This is a genomic window from Pantoea rodasii, assembly GCF_002095465.1.
In the GTDB taxonomy this organism is placed as follows: domain Bacteria; phylum Pseudomonadota; class Gammaproteobacteria; order Enterobacterales; family Enterobacteriaceae; genus Pantoea; species Pantoea rodasii.
Window position 1 is genome coordinate 796,653 of sequence record NZ_MLFP01000086.1, and the last position, 17,676, is coordinate 814,328.

Sequence of the window (17,676 nt, forward strand, 5' to 3'; positions counted from 1 at the left end):
AATGAATCTACTCACTGCGATAAATATGTCTAATTGTTACAGCATTAAAAATGGTGATTTTGAGCGGCAATCAATATCAGGGTAATTATTAAGGGTTACTAATGATCCAGCCAATTAATTCGCGCTAATATTTTTAACACCTCTGATTTATAAGCCAATTTTGCTAAGTGCTGTTTCAGCTGTCTAAATGTGTTCTGGATCACATTTTTAAAAATAACCTCAATGATAACAACAGCTCCATAAAAACTTTTCGCGCTATCTGGCGCCGTTACCTGCGCCAGATCATCGCATGTTCGATATTCAGTAGCTAACGACCGTGACCCAGTTGGCATCTTTGCCCGCGGGAGCTTCGCTGACTCGCTTAAGCGCCCCACTTTCGGCATCGATGGCGTAACTGCCGGTCACCGCGCTTTTCTCACCGCTGGCGATTAACCAATGGCCGTCAGGCGTGATGGCAATGCTGCGCGGCTGTTTTTCCACTGGCCAGCTGCCGATCAACGTGAGTTTGCCACTGCCCTGATCGACCCGATAACCGGTGACCGTGCTGCTGGTTCGCTCGGTGACGTAAAGGAAGCGACCGTTTGGCGTCAGGTGGATATCGGCCGACCAGATGCGCGGTGTGGTGTCACTGTATCCTGCAGGCCGCTCCTTGCCGTGCTGCAGAGCAAACTCGACGGCCACTGCGTTGGGCGTTTCACCTACCTTCACCAGTTCACCGCTCGGCTCACGGCGGAATTGCGTAATGATGCCGCCCATCTCGCCGACGTTATAAAGATAGTGTTGATCCGGCGATAATACCGAATGGCGCGGACCATTTTCAGCGCTGGTTTTGACGTAACCGTTGCCCAGCGCGCTGAGTTCGCCCTCTTCATTCAGCTTCAACTGCAACACGCGGTCCGTGCCAAGATTGCCGACGTAGGCGGTTTGACCCACATCATCAACGATCACCGAATGAGCCGCGTGCCCGGTTTTATAGCTACCAACCGGCGGCGTTATCACCTTGCCCTCTTTGTCCAGTCGATACACGTGCACCACATCGCCATCGTAAGAGGCGCCGAGCAGGAAGCGGCCCTGTTTGTCGGTGCTGATATAGGGATAACTGGCGGTAGCGGGCGCTTCCGCCATTTTGCTCAGATCGCCGGTAGTGCGATCGATGCGCCAACTCAGCAACTGCAAGGGTTTGCTGCGAATTGCCGCATACAAATGCTGGTGGTCGGCACTCAGCGCCAGTGGCATCACTTTTCCGCCGGTCTGGGTGCGGCCAAGGAGTTGTAAGGCACCGGTTTCATCGTTAAGCGCATAACGCGCGATAGTGCCGTCATCGGCTTCTGAAACATAGACAAAGGTTTTTGCCAGCAGCGGCGCACTGAGTGCCATCGCCGCCAATAATGTGGCCATCTGAAACGTCTTCTTCATTCAAGCTCCTTCCCTTACCAAAGCCGGTCGTTTGGCATCAAAACGCCAGTTATCAATCAAAAACTGCATGCCAAGCGCATCGTTGCGGTTCTTATCAGGCAAAGCGTTGTAGAGTGCATGCGCCTGCTCGACACGTTGCATATTCAGCTCGATACCTAAGCCTGGGCCCGGCGGCAGCTCCAGATAGCCATCGCGAATTTGCGGTGGCTGATGACTAAGTTGCTGGCCATCCTGCCATATCCAATGGGTATCGAAGGCCGTCTGGCGATCGCCGGGCGCGGCGGCGCCAAGATGGGCAACCATCGCTAATGACACATCAAAATGGTTATTGGAATGGCAACCGGTGGTGAGGCCCCATTCGTTACACAGCTGTGCCACAACATTGGCATTACGCATCGTCCAGAAATGGGGATCGGCGAGTGGAATGTCGATAGCGTTGAGCTGCAAGGCATGCTGCAACTGGCGCCAGTCATTGGCGATCATATTGGTGGCAACCGGCACACCGGTGGCGCGACGAAATTCGGCCAGGGTTTCACGCCCGGAATAGCCCTGTTCAGCACCACAAGGGTCTTCCAGATATGGCACTTTGCCGGCCAACTGTTTGCCAAAGTGAATCGCTTCCTTCAGCGACCAACTGGCATTGGGGTCAACGGTGACGCGCGAATCGGGAAAACGTGATAGCAAGGCTTCAACGGTTTCCACCTCGTCTTCACCCCGCTGTACACCGCCTTTGAGCTTGAAGTCGCGAAAGCCGTATTGCTCTACCGCTGCCTCGGCGAGTCGCACCACCGCTGCACTGTCCATCGCCGGTTGATGACGTAAGTTGTACCAACCCTCTGGCTCGTTATCACCCGAGCGATACTGCATATTGGTACGCTTGCGGTCAGCGATATAAAACAGATAGCCCAGCACCGGAATGCGGTCTCGTTGCTTACCGCTGGCGAGCAGATCCGCTACCGGTAAATTGAGGAATTTGCCCTGCAGATCAAGTAACGCCGCTTCGATTGCCGCTGCCGCGTTATAAAACTTCTCTGGATTCATCTGCGGAATATGAATGTCGTTGGTGTGCGATGTGTGTTGCTGTCGCGCATCGCTGGCAAACAGTTGGCTCAGCGTGGCGTTGGCGCGCATCAGCGAGCTGCCTATGATCAACGGACGAAACTGCTCCAGCAGGTGTAGGGTTGATGCATGGCACGGAGTTTCCCCCACGCCGCTGTTGCCGGATGTATCGGTGAGGATCACCAAAATGCGGGTGAAGTAACAATTATGCGCCCCGCCGATGTTCAGCAGCATGCTGTCGTATCCGGCGACCGGAATGATGCGCATAGCATTAATGACTGGTGTGTCGGACATGGTTTTCCTCCGTGTGAGCGAATGCAGGAGTAATAGGTTTACGGCGCAGCAGCAGCCATACGCCGGTGATCACTGACACGCTGGTTAGCGCATACAGTCCGCCGGTGGTGCTGCCGGTATGAAGTTCGAGATAGCCAAACACGGTGGGCGCAAAGAAACCGCCAAGGTTACCGATCGAGTTGATCAAGGCGATGCCAGGAGCGGCAATGGAGGCGGGTAATTCGCTTTGCGGCATCGGCCAGAAAAAGGCCGCACTGACTTTTGAGCCAATACAGGCCACGATCATCGCCGCAAATCCGAACCAGGGTGAACCCATGGTAGCCATAAAGGTACCGCAGGCGGCGATCAGCATGGCAATACCCAGGCCTTTTTCAAGCTGGTGGCGATAGCGATCGGTGGTTTTTCCCAGCAGGAACAAGGCAACAATGGCACACAGCCATGGGACGGCGGTCAGCAAACCAATTTCAAAGCTGTTATAGCCTTGAATGCGCTGGATAATTTGCGGCAGCCAGAATACCAGGGTGTAACCGGTCATGGTCATGGTGAAAAAAATCAGGCAATAGAACAGCAAGCTGCGATCGCGCAATAAACCCCAGCGGCCATATTCTTTGGCATGCACGTCACGCGCGGCATCTTCCAACGCCAGCTGCTGTTGCAACGCGCGCTTTTCGTTGTCATTTAGCCATTTGGCATCCCGGGGTTTGGAGACCAGAACCAGTGCGGCCAGCAAACCGATCACGATCGAACCGCCCCCCTCAAGGAACATCACCCATTTCCAACCGGCAAGGCCATTCACTTCATGCAGCATCAGAATCGCGCCGGTCAGCGGGCCGGAAAACAGGAAAGCGCTGGCGGTGGCACTTAACACCATTGCTGTAGCCCGGCCGCGCCATGCGTTCGGCACCCATTGGCGGAAATAGAACAACACGCCAGGAAAGAATCCTGCTTCTGCCACGCCCAACAAGAAGCGCAGGACGTAGAAGTGCAGCGGCGTGCTAACAAAACCGGTTAACACCACCACCATGCCCCAGGTGATCATGATGCGCGTCAACCACACGCGCGCGCCCAGTTTTTTCAGCATCATATTGCTGGGGACTTCAAACAGCGCATAACCAATAAAGAACAACCCTGCGCCTAAACCAAAGGCGGCCGCACTGATGCCGGCATCGGTTTGTAATTCAGCTTTGACGAAACCGATATTGGCCCGATCGATCTGGTTAACAATCAGCATTAGCGCCAGCATCGGAATGATGCGACGGAAAAACTTAGCGATTGCGGAGGCGATATGCGTGTCGTGATCTGCTGCTAAATCATAAGATTGTTGAACCGTCATGCGTCACCTATTGGGTTATAAGCACCGTTATAGGTATACGCAGCCGATTAAAGAGCGGTTATGTGAGAATGCCCGAGACCGTTTGTGCAGATGTTGAAGGGGCTTTTAAGTTCAAGGTGTTAGCGGTTTTCCCAGCGTAAAGTTTTGTGTGGGTTTGTGCGCTGGCTCACTGGGAATAAGCGTAGTGATTTAGTCAGGGGAGTGACATCAATCGTCGCTAAACAGCGCCTCCAAATCGTCTAATTGAGGTATGCCTGCTGACTGCACAGACAGTTTTAATCCCAACGCATTGAGATACAACGTCAGTGCTTTAAGAGATCCTGAATAGTGGCCGTTCTCGATCTGTGAGATCACTGTGCGGTGGACACCTGAATGCGAGGCTGCTGTAGCTTGCGTCCACTTTTTTGCTTTACGTTTTTCCTGGCACTTTATGCCGATATCCTGCATGCCTGGCAGCATACGCCTCCAAATGTTGTTATATAGCAACATAAACAAGAAAAAGACCTGATTGTTATCATATAGCAACATTGAAAGATTGCGAAAAACTATTAAACAGGTTTCTACTACACTTGCCTGATCAAAATAGGCAAAGAGGTTTACATGACGCAATTATCTGACAGCAATCAAGCGTGGCTACTGGCATCGCGCCCCGACGGCGAGCCGGCCAAAGAAAATTTCCGGCTCGTTGAACAACCTATTCCCTCCATCAAAAAGGGTGAAATGCTGCTCCGCACCGCGTACCTGTCGCTGGACCCTTATATGCGTGGGCGCATGGATGACACTAAATCCTATGCTCCGCCAGCACAGCTCGATCAACCGATGGTGGGCGGCACGGTATCGCAGGTAGTTGAATCGCAGCACCCCGATTTCAAAAACGGTGATTGGGTGCTGGCAGGCAGCGGATGGCAACGTTATGCAGTATCGGATGGCACCGGGGTGGCGAAAATCGGCGATCTGCCCCATCCATCCTGGGCGCTGGGAATCTTAGGTATGCCCGGCTTCACTGCTTACATGGGCCTGATGGACATTGGACAGCCAAAAGCGGGGGAAACCCTGGTGGTCGCCGCCGCGACGGGCCCGGTGGGTGCCACCGCCGGGCAGCTCGGCAAGCTCAAGGGCTGCCATGTCGTTGGCGTGGCGGGTGGTGAAGAGAAATGCCGCTACGCGATTGAAAAACTGGGTTTCTCTGCCTGTATCGATCACCATCGCGAGGATTTTGCTGAACAGTTGGCGAATGCCTGCCCGGACGGGATTGATATCTATTTCGAGAACGTTGGTGGCAAAGTGTTTGATGCCGTGTTCCCGCTGTTGAACACCGCCGCGCGCGTGCCGGTGTGTGGGCTGGTTTCAACCTATAACAGTGGCAAAACCCTACCCGCTGGCCCGGACCGCACGCCGCAAATCCTGAGCGGGATCTTGAAACGCCGCATTCGTCTGCAGGGGTTTATTATTTTCCAGGATTACGGTGATCGATATCCGGAATTTTTACAGGCAATGACGCCATTAGTTGAACAGCAAAAAATTCATTATCGCGAGCACATGATTGATGGATTGGAAAACGCGCCACAGGCGTTCTTCGATATGCTGAAGGGCAAGAACTTTGGTAAAACCGTAGTCAAAGTCAGCGAGTAACAGTTTGTCTTATCGACGGTTTCTTACTTTGCATAGCCTGAATTGAGATATGGGGTGCAACGAGCACATGAGAAGATAGTTCCCTCAATGACTGTCAGGAGTTCTCATGTCGCTCACACCATCGCCTGTTTTGAAAGTCAATTCGCAGCTGGCTGAAGCCGCTGTGCCACTTCCTGAAAATCCTGCGCATATTATCCGCGACGATGCTGAAGCGATTGCCATTGCTCAACGTCTGGCGCATGAGTTTGCGCGCGATGCGGCATTACGCGACAGAGAAGGCATTTTGCCCCTTAAAGAACTGGATGCTTTCTCGCAAAGCGGTTTGTGGGCCATGGCCATTCCCCGACAATATGGCGGTGCCGGCGTCTCATGGACCACGGTTGCGAGGGTGATCGCCATCATTGCTGCAGCAGATTCTGCGCTTGGACAACTGCCGCAGAACCACCTCGCAGGTGTGGCACATTTGGTCGAGGACGGTAGCGAAGCGCAAAAACAACTGCTGCTCGGTGAGGTATTAGCCGGCTTGCGCTGGGGCAATGCCTTCTCGGAGAAAAACTCACCCACCGTTGCCGACTTCCAGACCCGTTTTCGTCGCGAAGGTGACGAGGTGGTCATCAACGGCGAGAAGTTCTACGCCACGGGCGCTTTGCTGGCCCATCGCATCCATGCCGTGGCACTTGACGATCAGGATCGTGCGCACCTCATCGTGTTGGATCGGAACACGCCAGGACTCACAGTGATAAATAACTGGTCCAGCTTTGGCCAGCGAACCACCGCATCCGGCACGGTGCTGTTGGAAAATGTCCGTGCCCCGGTTTCGCGGGTGATACCGGCCTATCAGGCCTTTGAGCGCCCTACCGCTGCCGGCCCAATTTCACAGATTATTCAAGCCGCAGTGGATGTCGGGATCGCGCGCGGCACCATTGAGGATACGCTGCTGTTCGTGCGTGAACGTTCCCGTCCATGGATTGATAGTGGCCAGCAGCGGGCTTCAGACGATCACTTCACGCTCGCGGCAGTTGGCGATTTGAAGATTCGCTTACACGCAGCAGAGGCGTTGCTGTGGCGTGCCGGGGAAGCCATTGATCGCGCACTGCAACAACCCGATGAGGTTCAGGTGGCAGAGGCCACCGTCGCCACGGCCGAAGCTAAAGTGCTGACCACCGAAATCGCAATACTGGCGGGCAACAAGCTGTTCGAACTGGCGGGCACGCGCTCAACGCTGCAGGAATATAATCTTGATCGCCATTGGCGAAATGCGCGCACGCACACCCTGCACGATCCGGTGCGTTGGAAGTATTACCATGTGGGGAATTATTACCTCAACGGCACGCCACCGCCGCGTCATGCGTGGAGTTAACCGCGACGGAAACGTGATGCCGGATGGTCAGCGCCTAAACGAGGCTGACCAAACAGGCGTTCGCGCAGGGTAAATGGCTGTTCAGGCTGAGCACGTACGCGCCCGCGCTGGCGCAGGATCGGCATCACATGTTCGATAAAATCACTAAAACTCCCCGGACTGATGGCTAAGGTGAGGTTGAAGCCATCAACACCAGATTCTGCGGCGAAGGTATCCAGCTGATCGGCAATGCTCTCCGGCCCGCCCACTAACAGCGGATGCAAACCGCCAATACCGATGTAGCGCGCAGCATCACGCAGCGTCCAGCGTTTCTGGTCATCGATACGCGTCAGACTGGCTAATGCCGAACGACATGCATCGGTTTCGCGAAACGCCAGCGGTGTGTCCAGATCCTCCTGCGACCAATCAATCCCCGTCCAGGCAGAAAACAGCGCGAGTGCCGCTTCTTCACTGATGTATTGCTGATAATCCAACAGTTTGGCGTGGGCGGCCTCATCTGACTCCGCCGTGATCACTGTGATCGCCGTGACAAAACGCAGCGTGCCTGGCTCACGACCTTCTGTCGCCGCCAGCGCGCGGATGCGATGGATATCTTCGGCGATAGCCTGTGCCGTGACGCCACCTAAAAAATCACTTCTGCATTGCGCGCGGCAAACTGCGCCCCACGGCTGGATGTCCCCGCCTGGAATAATACCGGCGTACGCTGTGGGCTGGGCTCGCTGAGGTGGGCATCCGGCACCTGATACCAGCGGCCCTGATGTTGGATGGCGTGCACTTTGCTGGGTTCGCTGTAAACGCTGTTGTGTTTATCACGCCGTACCGCATCCTCTTCCCAGGAGCCCTCCCACAATTTTCCCGTGACATCGAGAAACTCTTGCGCGCGATCGTAACGTTCATCATGGGGAATTTGTTGTGAAAGCCCCAGGTTTCGCGCAGCGGAGTTCAGCATTGAGGTCACCACATTCCACGCGATCCGCCCTTGCGTCAGATGATCCAGCGTGGTGAATTTTCTGGCGAGCAGATAAGGATGCTCATAAGTGGTCGAAACCGTGATGCCAAACCCAAGATGCCGGGTCACCGCCGCCATCGCCGAGACCAGTAACAGCGGATCGTTCACCGGCATCTGGGCCGCCAAACGCAATGCGGCATCCGGTTTGTTTTGCCAGACATCAAGCTGACCGAGCGCATCTGCGATAAACAAGGCATCAAACCCGGCCTGGTCTAACTGCTGAGCCATATCCGTCCAATAGCGCAATTCGGTGTAACGATAGGCTTCATCTTGCGGATGTCGCCACAATCCCGCAGAAAGATGCCCAGGTACGTTCATCATAAAACCAAACAACAACCATGGCTGACGGCGCATGCTTCGTTCCTTATCAGGCATGACGGCGATTGCGCAAAGCGCCCACCGCCAACACGATAAAAATAAATACGCCGGTGGCGACCTGCTGCCAGTAGAAGTTCCACCCGATTAACAGCAAACCGTTAGCAATGAAACTCAAGAACACCACACCAAGCAGCGTGCCGATGACATTCGGGCGCCGTGAAGGGGCAAAGGCGGCCCCAATGAAGCTGGCGCCAATGGCGTTGAGCAGATAGGCGTTGCCCGATAACGGCACCCACGCTTTGACGTTGGCCGCCAGAATCAACCCCACTACACCGGCAATCAAAGCACTCAATACAAACGCCCATGCTGTCAGGCGTTTAACCGCGATCCCCGAGTGCAACGCGACGCTGTATTGCTCGCCCATTACGCTTAAAGCGCGACCGGTGGCGCTGCGATGCAGCAGCTGGTACAGCGCCAGCGCAACGAGTAACAGCATCCACAGAGGCAATGGAATACCCAACAGCGCTCCGTGTCCTATGGCCGAGAAGCCATCGGGCAAGGTCTGACTGAGCAGATATATCGGTTGCCCGCCATTGGAGGAGAGCTGTTGAACACTTTGCCCAATAAAAAGCGTGCCCAGGGTGGCCAAAAATGGCTCGACGCCTAATTGGGTGACCAAAATGGCGTTAAATACCCCGACCAACAGCGCTGCGAGCAGCGCCAACATCAGCGCCAGCGGCAGGCTGTATTGATGCAAGATCAGCGTGACAAAAACCAGGCAGGCAACATCAATCGCGGTGCCCACGGAGAGATCGATGGCGCCAATACGTGTCACCAGCGTCATCGCCAATGCCACAATCGCCAGTGGCGCAACATTGTTCAGCATCACGCTGCGAATGTTAGACAGCGTGGCGAAACCGGGCGCGCCGAGGATAAAGATAAGGAGCAGTGCAATAAACGTGAAAACAATCAGCCCACGCAGGACACGGGCCTGCCTCTGCTGTTTTGACTGTGGCTGTAAGGTTAATTCAGACACCTTGCGTCCCTCTCTGCTGGCGGCGACGCAATAATGCGGTCAATGCCACCACGAATATAATCAGCACACCTTCTACGCCGTTGATCCAATAGCTGGAGATATTCACCAGTTGGAAACCATTGGCAATCAGGCTGAGGAAAAATGCGCTAATCAATGCACCGCCTAAGGTCGGCACCAGACGACGTGAAAACACCACGCCTAATAGCGCAGCGGCGATCACCATCAACAAATTGTCATTCGCGCCCGGGGAGCTGCCACTCAGCAGCGATACCGAGGCCACAGCGGCGAGTGCGGCACTGATTCCACAGAAGACATAACTCAACGATCGATAGCGTTTAACGCCTATTCCTGCTGCATTCGCAGCGTGCGGATGGCTGCCCACCGCCTGCAGGCGTATGCCGAAAGCGGTGAAACGACTCAAGGCGATGGCGATGAATGCCAGCAAGAGAAAGGCCCATCCCAGCCAGGAGACGTTGAAAGGACCGTTAGCAATCAGGCTATTTTGCAAGTCGCTGCTGGCAGACACCGAGGCATTGCCGGTTAAGACCATTTCTAAACCGAGGGCAATATTCATACTGGTGAGTGTCGCCAGCAATGGCAGGATGCCCAACCACACAATGGCGAACGCGTTAAACAATCCGACAGCTGCACCGGTGGCGAGCGTTAACAGCAGCGCCACCGATATCGGCTGGCCCGCCGCGATCAGCGTGGCGAAAACGGCGGCGCTAAGGCCGAGGTTCGCCGCGACCGAGAGATCGATACCGCCTGAAATACCCTGTACACCGCCGCCGCTCAACACCAGGGTCAGGCCCAGCGCCAACGTCCCCACCACTGCAGTTTGCTGAAGCACGTTACCCAGATTGGTGAGGGTTAAAAAGATCGGCGACAGCCAGGCAAACACCGCCAATACCCCAATGATAATGATCAGAGAAACGTGTTGCAGCCACTGCCGACGGCGAACACGCTCTCTCGCGTCAACGTGTGCAGGTTGAATGACATCGCTCATGATGCATGCCCCAACAGTGATCCGGTGCCTGAAGCCCAGGAAAGAATATCTTCGTGGCTGGTGGACTGCGCATCGAGGGTGGCAACCTGTTCACCACGTGCCAGCACAATGATGCGACTCGCCAGCGTTTGCAGTTCGAGTAAGTCGGTGGAGAACACCACGATTAATGCCCCACGATCGGCTAACTGCTGCAACGTTTGATAAATTGCCGCTTTCGCCGCGATATCCACGCCCACTGTCGGTTCATCCAGCAAATAAAGTTGTGCTTCAATGTTGAGCCACTTTGCCAATACCACTTTCTGTTGATTACCGCCTGAAAGCTGGCGCACCGGTGCCAACTGGCCCGGTGCACGTATCGCCAGTTGTTGTATGTTGTTGGCCACTAAGTCGCTTTCTGCTTGCGCAGAAACACCTCCCCAGCGCAGCAGACGGCGTACTGTCGTTAGCGTGACGTTGTCACGCAAGCTCACATCCAGTGCGATACCATGAGCACGACGATCTTCAGGAACAAAGGCAATACCGCGCTTTACTGCGTCGTGTGCGGAGGTGGGAATCCCCTCCTGGTTTTTAAACCGGAGTTGCCCCGTTACACCTTGCTCTAATCCAAACAGCGCGCGGATCAGCGACTTGCCACCGGATCCTAGCAAACCGGTAATACCGACAATCTCGCCTTCTCGCGCCTTAAACGACACGTTTTGAAATCGACCTGCAGCACTGAGATTGTTAACGTCAAGCACCACCTTGCCGACTTGTTTTGTCTCACGTGGCGCAAGCGTCTGGTGCGCGTCACCTACCATGGCGCTGACCAGCGCGCTGGTAGAAATCTGCTCGCTGCGAAAAGACGCCACGTCTTTACCATCACGCAGCACGGTGACGCTTTGGCACAGCGCCTGGACTTCATCGAGATAGTGCGACACATAAATCAGCGCAATGCCCTGCTGGCGCAGACGATCGATAACGCGAAAAAGCGCGTTCACCTCATGTCGCGCCAGCGCAGCCGTGGGTTCATCCAATACCACGACGCGCGGCGAGGTTTGTAAAATGCGGCATATTTGCACCAGCTGCTGTTCGGCAACGCTCAGCGATCCGATTAATCGATCAGGATCGAGCGTTAAACCAAAATGCTGCTGCAGTAACCGCACCGCTTGTTGTCGCATCTTGCGGCGCGAAATAAACGGCGTGCCCGGTAAGCGGGGTTCGTTGCCGAGTAGCAACGCCTCGGCTACGGTTAACGAAGCGGGCAGCAGCCGCTCCTGATGAACAATCGCAATGCCCTGCTGCTGCGCCTGTGCAGGATGAGCGAGATTGAGGGTTGCACCGTTTAACGTAATGCGCCCATTATCCGCAGCGTGAATCCCGCCTAGCACCTTAATCAACGTTGATTTACCGGCACCGTTATGGCCGATCAGTCCGTGGACTTCACCCGCATGAACGCTGAGTGAAACGGATTGCAGGGCCGCGATACCGTCAAAGGATTTACTGATCCCTTCCAGCCGCAGCAACGGCTGATCACTTGCCATCCGTTTGACCCAGTGTTTTTTGCGCTTCTGCTGCGTTGTCTTTGGTGACTAAAATTGCCGGCACGTAAGTTGCCGGTGGCAGAGTTCGATCACCCGCGAGATACTTTGCCACGTTCTGCACCGCTGTCTGGCCGATCACGTAAGGTTGCTGTGCAACCACCGCTGCCGCGCTGGATTTGGGATCTTTGACCAGCGAAACCACATCCGGGCTGCCGTCCACGGCATAGGTTTTAATGTCACTGCGACCGGCAGCGTCAACCGCCTGCGTCGCTCCGATTTGCGGCACGTCCCAGGCGGCCCAAATGGCCTGCACGGATCCTTTCGGATATTTATTCAGTAACTGGCTGATTTGCGCGTAAGCATCCTGAACCGTATTGGGAATAACATCACGCAGTTCAGGCTGGATAATTTTTATTTTTGGATACCACTTAAGTACCGCTTTTAATTGGTCATAACGCATGGCGACAACCGGCACGCCATAGAAACCATTAAATACCAAAATATTGCCTTCACCTCGCAGGTCATTGACTAACTTTAAGGCGAGTTGCTCACCGATATAAAAGTTATCGGAGGTGGTCACATTAATACTGGAAGGACTTGCGGTATCAACGGTAAATAAAGGAATACCGGCATCCCTGATTTTCTTCAGCCAGGGCTCCAGCACAGAGGCAGTGCCGAGGGTTTCGATGATGGCATCGGGTTTCTGCGCAATCAGTGTCTGTATCTGCGCGATTTGTTGTGACTCTTTGCGACCGCCATCTAAGGCAATCGGCGTGCCACCGAGGCGTTTCACCTCATCAATTTGTCCCTGGTACGCTTTCAAATCCCAATAATGGTCGGTGCCAGCAACGGTGATACCGATGCGTTTTCCGGCCAAAGAGAGCGCGGGGTTCTCTTCCGCCTGCGCGAGAAGAGAGTGACTTAACAACAGCGATAATGACGTTAACAATAAACCGGCCAGGCGGTGCTTTTTCATTGGTTATATCCCTGGGAAAAATAAGATAAATAACAACAGTGAGTATCATGTGTAAAACAGCGCACATCAGAAATTAACACAGCGTTATTTTATCTCTAATGCTATTTTCTCCTTAGGCTAGTTAACTAATGGTAATAGCAGAACCTCAAGCGAGCCCATGTAATAGCTTTAGCGGTTAACGTAATGAATAAATTGAATGCTGGAGGGGGTAACGCGGTATTTTAAGGGTAATGTCAAAGGCGACCTGAGGGCCGCCGCGATCACGATTAGCGCCCTTTCTTTTTACGACCGGGCTGTGCAAAGCGCTGGCGCCCTGCTGGTTTAGCCACGGTTTTTTCAGGCAGCTTTGCACCGTTCGAAGCGATTTTTTTCGCCGCTGTTGCCGGTTTCTTTTTCGCCTGACTTTGCTGCGTTTTTTGATCTTCGGATGAAGAATCCTCGATCAAATTGAACAGATCAATCAATTCATCGTCAGTGAAATCACGCCATTCACCCAGCGGAATGCCTTTCAGGCTGACATTCATGATGCGAGTACGTTCCAGCCTGGTGACTTCAAAGCCAAAATGCTTAGTCATACGACGAATCTGGCGGTTTAACCCCTGAACCAGCACGATGCGGAATACAAAGGTCGACTCTTTCTTCACTTTGCATTTTTTAGTCACGGTACCCAGCATCGGCACGCCAGCCGCCATCCCCGCGATGAACTCGTCGGTGATCGGCTTATCCACGGTCACTACATACTCTTTCTCGTGGTTGTTACCGGCACGCAGAATTTTATTGACCAGATCACCGTGGTTCGTCAGGAAAATCAGGCCTTGTGAGTCTTTATCCAGACGACCGATCGGGAAGACACGTTTGCTGTGGTTAACAAAATCGCCGATGTTATCGCGCTCACCCTCTTCCATGGTGGTAATAATGCCCACCGGCTTGTTGAGCGCAATCAGCACCAAATCGTCTTCGTTTCGTGGCTCGATAGACTGCCCGTTAACCTTCACTTCATCCCCGGCAAAGACCTGCGCGCCCACCGTGGCGCGTTTGCCGTTAATGAAAACGTTGCCTTGTTCGATGAAGCGGTCGGCATCACGGCGCGAGCAGATTCCGCTCTCGCTAATGTATTTGTTCAGGCGCGTGGATGAGTTGGGCAGCATGGTTCCTCCGAAAAAAAACGGACTATACAACAACCTTAGACGTTGTGTAAGCCACGGTTAAACATCATCTCGCTGGCATGCAATCTCATCACCCCTTTATAACAGCACACTAACATTGTGGTTGTTCCGCAAGAATCGATCAGCGACAATCGCCATCCATCGTTTTTTCTTATGACAGAGTAATCCCTCATGACACACCTGCGCCGCTTCAGCGGGATAACATCGCTGCGGACTTTCCTCGCCCGACTCTGGCCCCATCCGTTGCCGGTGGCCAAAAAACAGATGGCGATCGCCAGTATTGGCGCGGGCCTGGGATTAATGATCACCAGTCTGACCAGCCATTGGCTGCTCGGTGAAGTCAACTTATGGTTTGTCGCGCCAATGGGCGCCTCTGCGGTGTTGCTTTTCGGATTGCCAAACAGTCCTCTGGCACAGCCTGGTCGATTGTCGGCGGGAACCTGGTCGCCGGGGTCATCGGCGTAACCACGGCGATGTTTGTGCCCTATCCCGCTGTGGCCTGTGGGATAGCGGCATGCCTGACGATTGCCGTGATGTTTCAGCTCCGCTGCCTGCATCCGCCTAGCGGTGCCGTGGCGCTTACCGCTATTCTGGGCGGCAACGGCGTTCAGCAACTGGGATATCACTTCAGTCTGTCGCCGGTATTACTCAACTCCGCTTGTCTTGCCCTGCTGGCGATCATATTCAACAACCTTGCGGGCCGTCGCTATCCGCACCCGCTGGCAGCGAATGAGCCCAAATCCAAACCCGTTGCTCTGGACGTTCCCATTACCCGTGACGATCTGCATCAGGCACTGGCGAGTGGTCAGCTTCTCGATATCGACGAAGAGGATTTACAGCAGTTGTTGCAGCGAGCAGAAGAGATTGCGCGGCGCCGGCAGCAGCAACCGCTGAAATCTTAAATCACGCCTCGGCTGATTTCTCCGCCAAAGCCGTGGATCCTTACACCTATATCATCTAATTCCACCACGGCAAACGGTACATCAGCCGCACCATCGAGCATGCCCTTCATGGTATAAAAGCCTGTCTGACCGATGTACGCAGTATTGCCGCGATGGTCATGGCCCGATAAGCAAAACTGTATGTTGTAACTAGTGAGTAGCTCCACCAGCACATTCGCATTCATCAGGATATGCGTTGTGTGTGGTGCCAGCGGATAATGCCCAAACACACCAACTTTCTCGCCCAGTCGCTGAGCTTCAATCAACTGCTGTTCGATCCACAATAACTGCTGTTGTCCTACCGCACCGTTCCAGGGCTGAGCCTGCGGTTGTCGCTGCAACTGTAACTGCGCCAGCAAGGTCTCTGCCTGATAATAATCGTCCCCATTCAGTGCGTTACAGTACAAGCTAACGTCATTTCCGTCACAAACAATGAATCGCCACCCTGCCAGACAAAAGGCGTAATAACTTTTCGGCAACGCTGCGCGATGGTTGAGATGCTGAGCGATTGTCTGTGCATCATGATTACCCAACACCACTGCATGCGGATGCACTAAACGATCATACTGCGGCAAAATGGCGGCATAGCTTGACCAATCACGGTCGACCAAATCCCCCAGCGTGACCACAAAATCTAATGGCTGCTGATTAAGGGCTTCAATTGCCTGCGGTAACTTTGTCAGTGCATGGCGATAATAAAGATTATTCGCGATATCAGGCGCGACATCCGCGTATTGCGGATCGGCAATCACGCCAAAACGCAGCGTGCTGTCTAACGCTTTCGCACGCAAATCAGGGGCGGCATAAAGCTCTGCCACATCGCCAAGCAATTCCCGCTGCAGTGATGTCAATGGATGCGGAATAGTCACGGAAAGCACTCCTTAGCGAATACCGGCACGCATAAAAGACTGAATAAACTGACGCTGAAAAATCAGGAACAGCACCAGCAACGGCAAGGTCGTCATCAAGGTGGCGGCACCAATCAACGCCCATTGCACGCCCTGCTCCGGCGCCGAGAACAACTGCAATCCCACCGTGAGCGGTCGCACATTCACGGAATCGGTGATCACCAGCGGCCACAGGAAATCGTTCCAGTGGAAGCTAATCGATACCAGCGCAAAAGCGATATAGATCGGCTTTGCCAGCGGGATGTAGATCTTGCGCAGAATATAAAAGCGGCTCGCTCCCTCGACAATCGCTGCTTCCTCCAGCACCAGTGGAATGCCTTTAAACGTCTGGCGCAGCAGAAAGATGGCAAACGCCGAAGCAAAATAAGGCAAGGCAATCCCCGTCAGCGTATCGCGAAAGCCAAGCGCGCCAATGGTTTTGTAGTTATTCAGAATCAACACATCGGGGCTAATCATCAACTGCAGCAAAATCAGCGCGAAGAGGAAGCCGGAGAATTTCATTTTGAAACGTACCAACGCATAAGCGGCCATGGTGGCCAATATCAGCTGCACCACCACAATCATCAGTACCAGCAAGGTCGTATTGATGAAATAGCGCGCAAAAGGAGCGGCATGCCAGGCGTTGATAAAGTTATTAAAGGTCAGCGGAGAGAACAGCGAAAAACTGGCTTGATCTGAGGCCGGGTGAATCGCAACCCAAAATGCCACCAGAATCGGCAAAAACCATAACAGCGCTGCCAGCCAGATAGTGAGATTCAGGCACACTCCGCCAAACGAAAAAGAGGTTTTCATTGGTAATGCGCTCGCTTATCCAGCAGGTTGAATTTGATCAGCGCAATTGACGCCAGAATCACCAGCAGTACCACCGTCATCGCTGCCGCTGCGGGCATATCCCAGAAGCTAAAAGCGGTACGATAGATATAGAACAGCAGCAGGCTACTGCTGTTATTTGGCCCGCCATTGGTCATGGCAATGACCTGATCCACAATACGGAACGCGTTCATCGAGGCGTTGATCAACACAAACAACGTGGTGGGCATCAGCAGTGGCCATTGCACGCGACGGAAGAAGTAACTGCGTGACGCCCCTTCTATCTCAGCCACCTCACTGAGCCGGGGATCAATCTGCTGTAACGCGGCGAGGTAAAAGATCATAAAGAAACCGGCCTCGCGCCATACTGATACCGCCATCAGACAGTACAGAGAGGTGCCCGGTTCACCGAGCCAGTTCACCGCAGGCAGTGAGAACAGCTCAAGCAGCTTATTCAACAGCCCCAATTGCGGCGTATAGAAAAACAGCCAGAGGTTGGCGATGGCAATCATGGGCAGCAGTGACGGAATGAAGAAAGCCGCGCGCACCAGTGAATTACCGGCCAGGCGGCGATTCACGGCCAGCGCCATCAGCAGCGCCAGCGTGACGGCCAGCGGAATGGTGATCAATGCATACAGCAAGTTATTCCACAGCGACTGGATAAAGATATCGTCATCCAGCAAAGCGATGTAATTATCCAGCCCAACAAAATGGGCCGGATGATTATTACGTGAAGCGCTGAACAGACTCTCCCAGATCGTCGCGACCGCCGGATAATGGGTGAACAGCAGCAAAAAACACAGCGCCGGTAAAATCAGCAGATACCCATAAAGCTGCATCGACCATAATCGTGGCCAACGGCGTGGCGTGCTGGTAAGAATCGTGCTCATAG

General features: G+C 54.0%; 14 protein-coding genes and 2 pseudogenes. 3 read left to right on the forward strand and 13 right to left on the reverse strand.

The window, feature by feature from the left end:
* Positions 1-300: 300 nt before the first annotated feature.
* From HA45_RS27085 to HA45_RS27100, 4 genes are all read right to left on the reverse strand, one after another.
* Positions 301-1,416, reverse strand: a complete 1,116-nt coding sequence (locus HA45_RS27085; protein ID WP_100700447.1) for a lactonase family protein — start codon at positions 1,414-1,416, stop codon at positions 301-303.
* Positions 1,417-2,769, reverse strand: coding sequence for an enolase C-terminal domain-like protein (locus HA45_RS27090; RefSeq protein ID WP_100700446.1), 1,353 nt, complete (start codon positions 2,767-2,769; stop codon positions 1,417-1,419). It lies immediately after the preceding gene.
* On the reverse strand, positions 2,747-4,102 hold the full coding sequence (locus HA45_RS27095) for an MFS transporter (protein ID WP_100700445.1): 1,356 nt from the start codon (positions 4,100-4,102) through the stop codon (positions 2,747-2,749). Before HA45_RS27095 ends, HA45_RS27090 begins: the two co-directional genes overlap by 23 nt.
* A 207-nt stretch (positions 4,103-4,309) precedes the next feature.
* Complete coding sequence (locus HA45_RS27100) at positions 4,310-4,561, reverse strand: helix-turn-helix domain-containing protein (protein ID WP_100701341.1); 252 nt, start codon at positions 4,559-4,561, stop codon at positions 4,310-4,312.
* Positions 4,562-4,702: 141 nt separating this feature from the next.
* Here HA45_RS27100 and curA point away from each other — a divergent pair, with 141 nt between their 5' ends.
* Both curA and HA45_RS27110 read left to right on the forward strand, forming a co-directional pair.
* Positions 4,703-5,734 carry an NADPH-dependent curcumin/dihydrocurcumin reductase gene (gene curA / locus HA45_RS27105; RefSeq protein WP_100700444.1) on the forward strand — a complete coding sequence of 344 codons (1,032 nt, stop codon included), beginning with the start codon at positions 4,703-4,705 and terminating at the stop codon, positions 5,732-5,734.
* 106 nt (positions 5,735-5,840) lie between these two features.
* The gene (locus tag HA45_RS27110) at positions 5,841-7,094 is read left to right on the forward strand and encodes an SfnB family sulfur acquisition oxidoreductase (RefSeq protein WP_100700443.1); all 1,254 of its coding nucleotides are present in this window, start codon (positions 5,841-5,843) and stop codon (positions 7,092-7,094) included.
* Here the strand turns inward: HA45_RS27110 and HA45_RS29390 are convergent.
* The 6 genes and pseudogenes from HA45_RS29390 to rluF form a co-directional block, all read right to left on the reverse strand.
* A pseudogene (locus HA45_RS29390) lies at positions 7,091-8,478 on the reverse strand (LLM class flavin-dependent oxidoreductase). The gene HA45_RS27110 and the pseudogene HA45_RS29390 sit on opposite strands and share 4 nt — an antisense overlap.
* Positions 8,471-9,457, reverse strand: a complete 987-nt coding sequence (locus tag HA45_RS27120; protein WP_100700441.1) for an ABC transporter permease — start codon at positions 9,455-9,457, stop codon at positions 8,471-8,473. Before HA45_RS27120 ends, HA45_RS29390 begins: the two are co-directional and overlap by 8 nt.
* A complete protein-coding gene (locus tag HA45_RS27125) occupies positions 9,450-10,463 on the reverse strand; it encodes an ABC transporter permease (RefSeq protein WP_100700440.1) in 1,014 nt (337 codons plus the stop codon). Before HA45_RS27125 ends, HA45_RS27120 begins: the two co-directional genes overlap by 8 nt.
* Complete coding sequence (locus HA45_RS27130; protein WP_100700439.1) at positions 10,460-11,983, reverse strand: sugar ABC transporter ATP-binding protein; 1,524 nt, start codon at positions 11,981-11,983, stop codon at positions 10,460-10,462. Before HA45_RS27130 ends, HA45_RS27125 begins: the two co-directional genes overlap by 4 nt.
* The gene (locus HA45_RS27135) at positions 11,973-12,959 is read right to left on the reverse strand and encodes a sugar ABC transporter substrate-binding protein (protein WP_100700438.1); all 987 of its coding nucleotides are present in this window, start codon (positions 12,957-12,959) and stop codon (positions 11,973-11,975) included. The genes HA45_RS27130 and HA45_RS27135 overlap by 11 nt, the downstream gene beginning before the upstream one ends.
* A gap of 266 nt (positions 12,960-13,225) precedes the next feature.
* On the reverse strand, positions 13,226-14,107 hold the full coding sequence (gene rluF, locus HA45_RS27140) for a 23S rRNA pseudouridine(2604) synthase RluF (protein WP_100700437.1): 882 nt from the start codon (positions 14,105-14,107) through the stop codon (positions 13,226-13,228).
* 318 nt (positions 14,108-14,425) lie between these two features.
* Between rluF and HA45_RS27145 the strand changes: the two are divergent.
* A pseudogene (locus HA45_RS27145) lies at positions 14,426-15,027 on the forward strand (HPP family protein).
* Here the strand turns inward: HA45_RS27145 and HA45_RS27150 are convergent.
* The 3 genes from HA45_RS27150 to HA45_RS27160 are packed head-to-tail and all read right to left on the reverse strand — an operon-like array spanning position 15,024 to position 17,674.
* Entirely contained in the window at positions 15,024-15,935 is a 912-nt protein-coding gene (locus HA45_RS27150; RefSeq protein WP_100700435.1) for a metallophosphoesterase, read from the reverse strand. The pseudogene HA45_RS27145 and the gene HA45_RS27150 sit on opposite strands and share 4 nt — an antisense overlap.
* A 12-nt stretch (positions 15,936-15,947) precedes the next feature.
* On the reverse strand, positions 15,948-16,766 hold the full coding sequence (locus tag HA45_RS27155) for a carbohydrate ABC transporter permease (protein WP_100700434.1): 819 nt from the start codon (positions 16,764-16,766) through the stop codon (positions 15,948-15,950).
* Positions 16,763-17,674, reverse strand: a complete 912-nt coding sequence (locus HA45_RS27160) for a carbohydrate ABC transporter permease (RefSeq protein ID WP_100700433.1) — start codon at positions 17,672-17,674, stop codon at positions 16,763-16,765. Before HA45_RS27160 ends, HA45_RS27155 begins: the two co-directional genes overlap by 4 nt.
* Positions 17,675-17,676 lie beyond the last annotated feature (2 nt).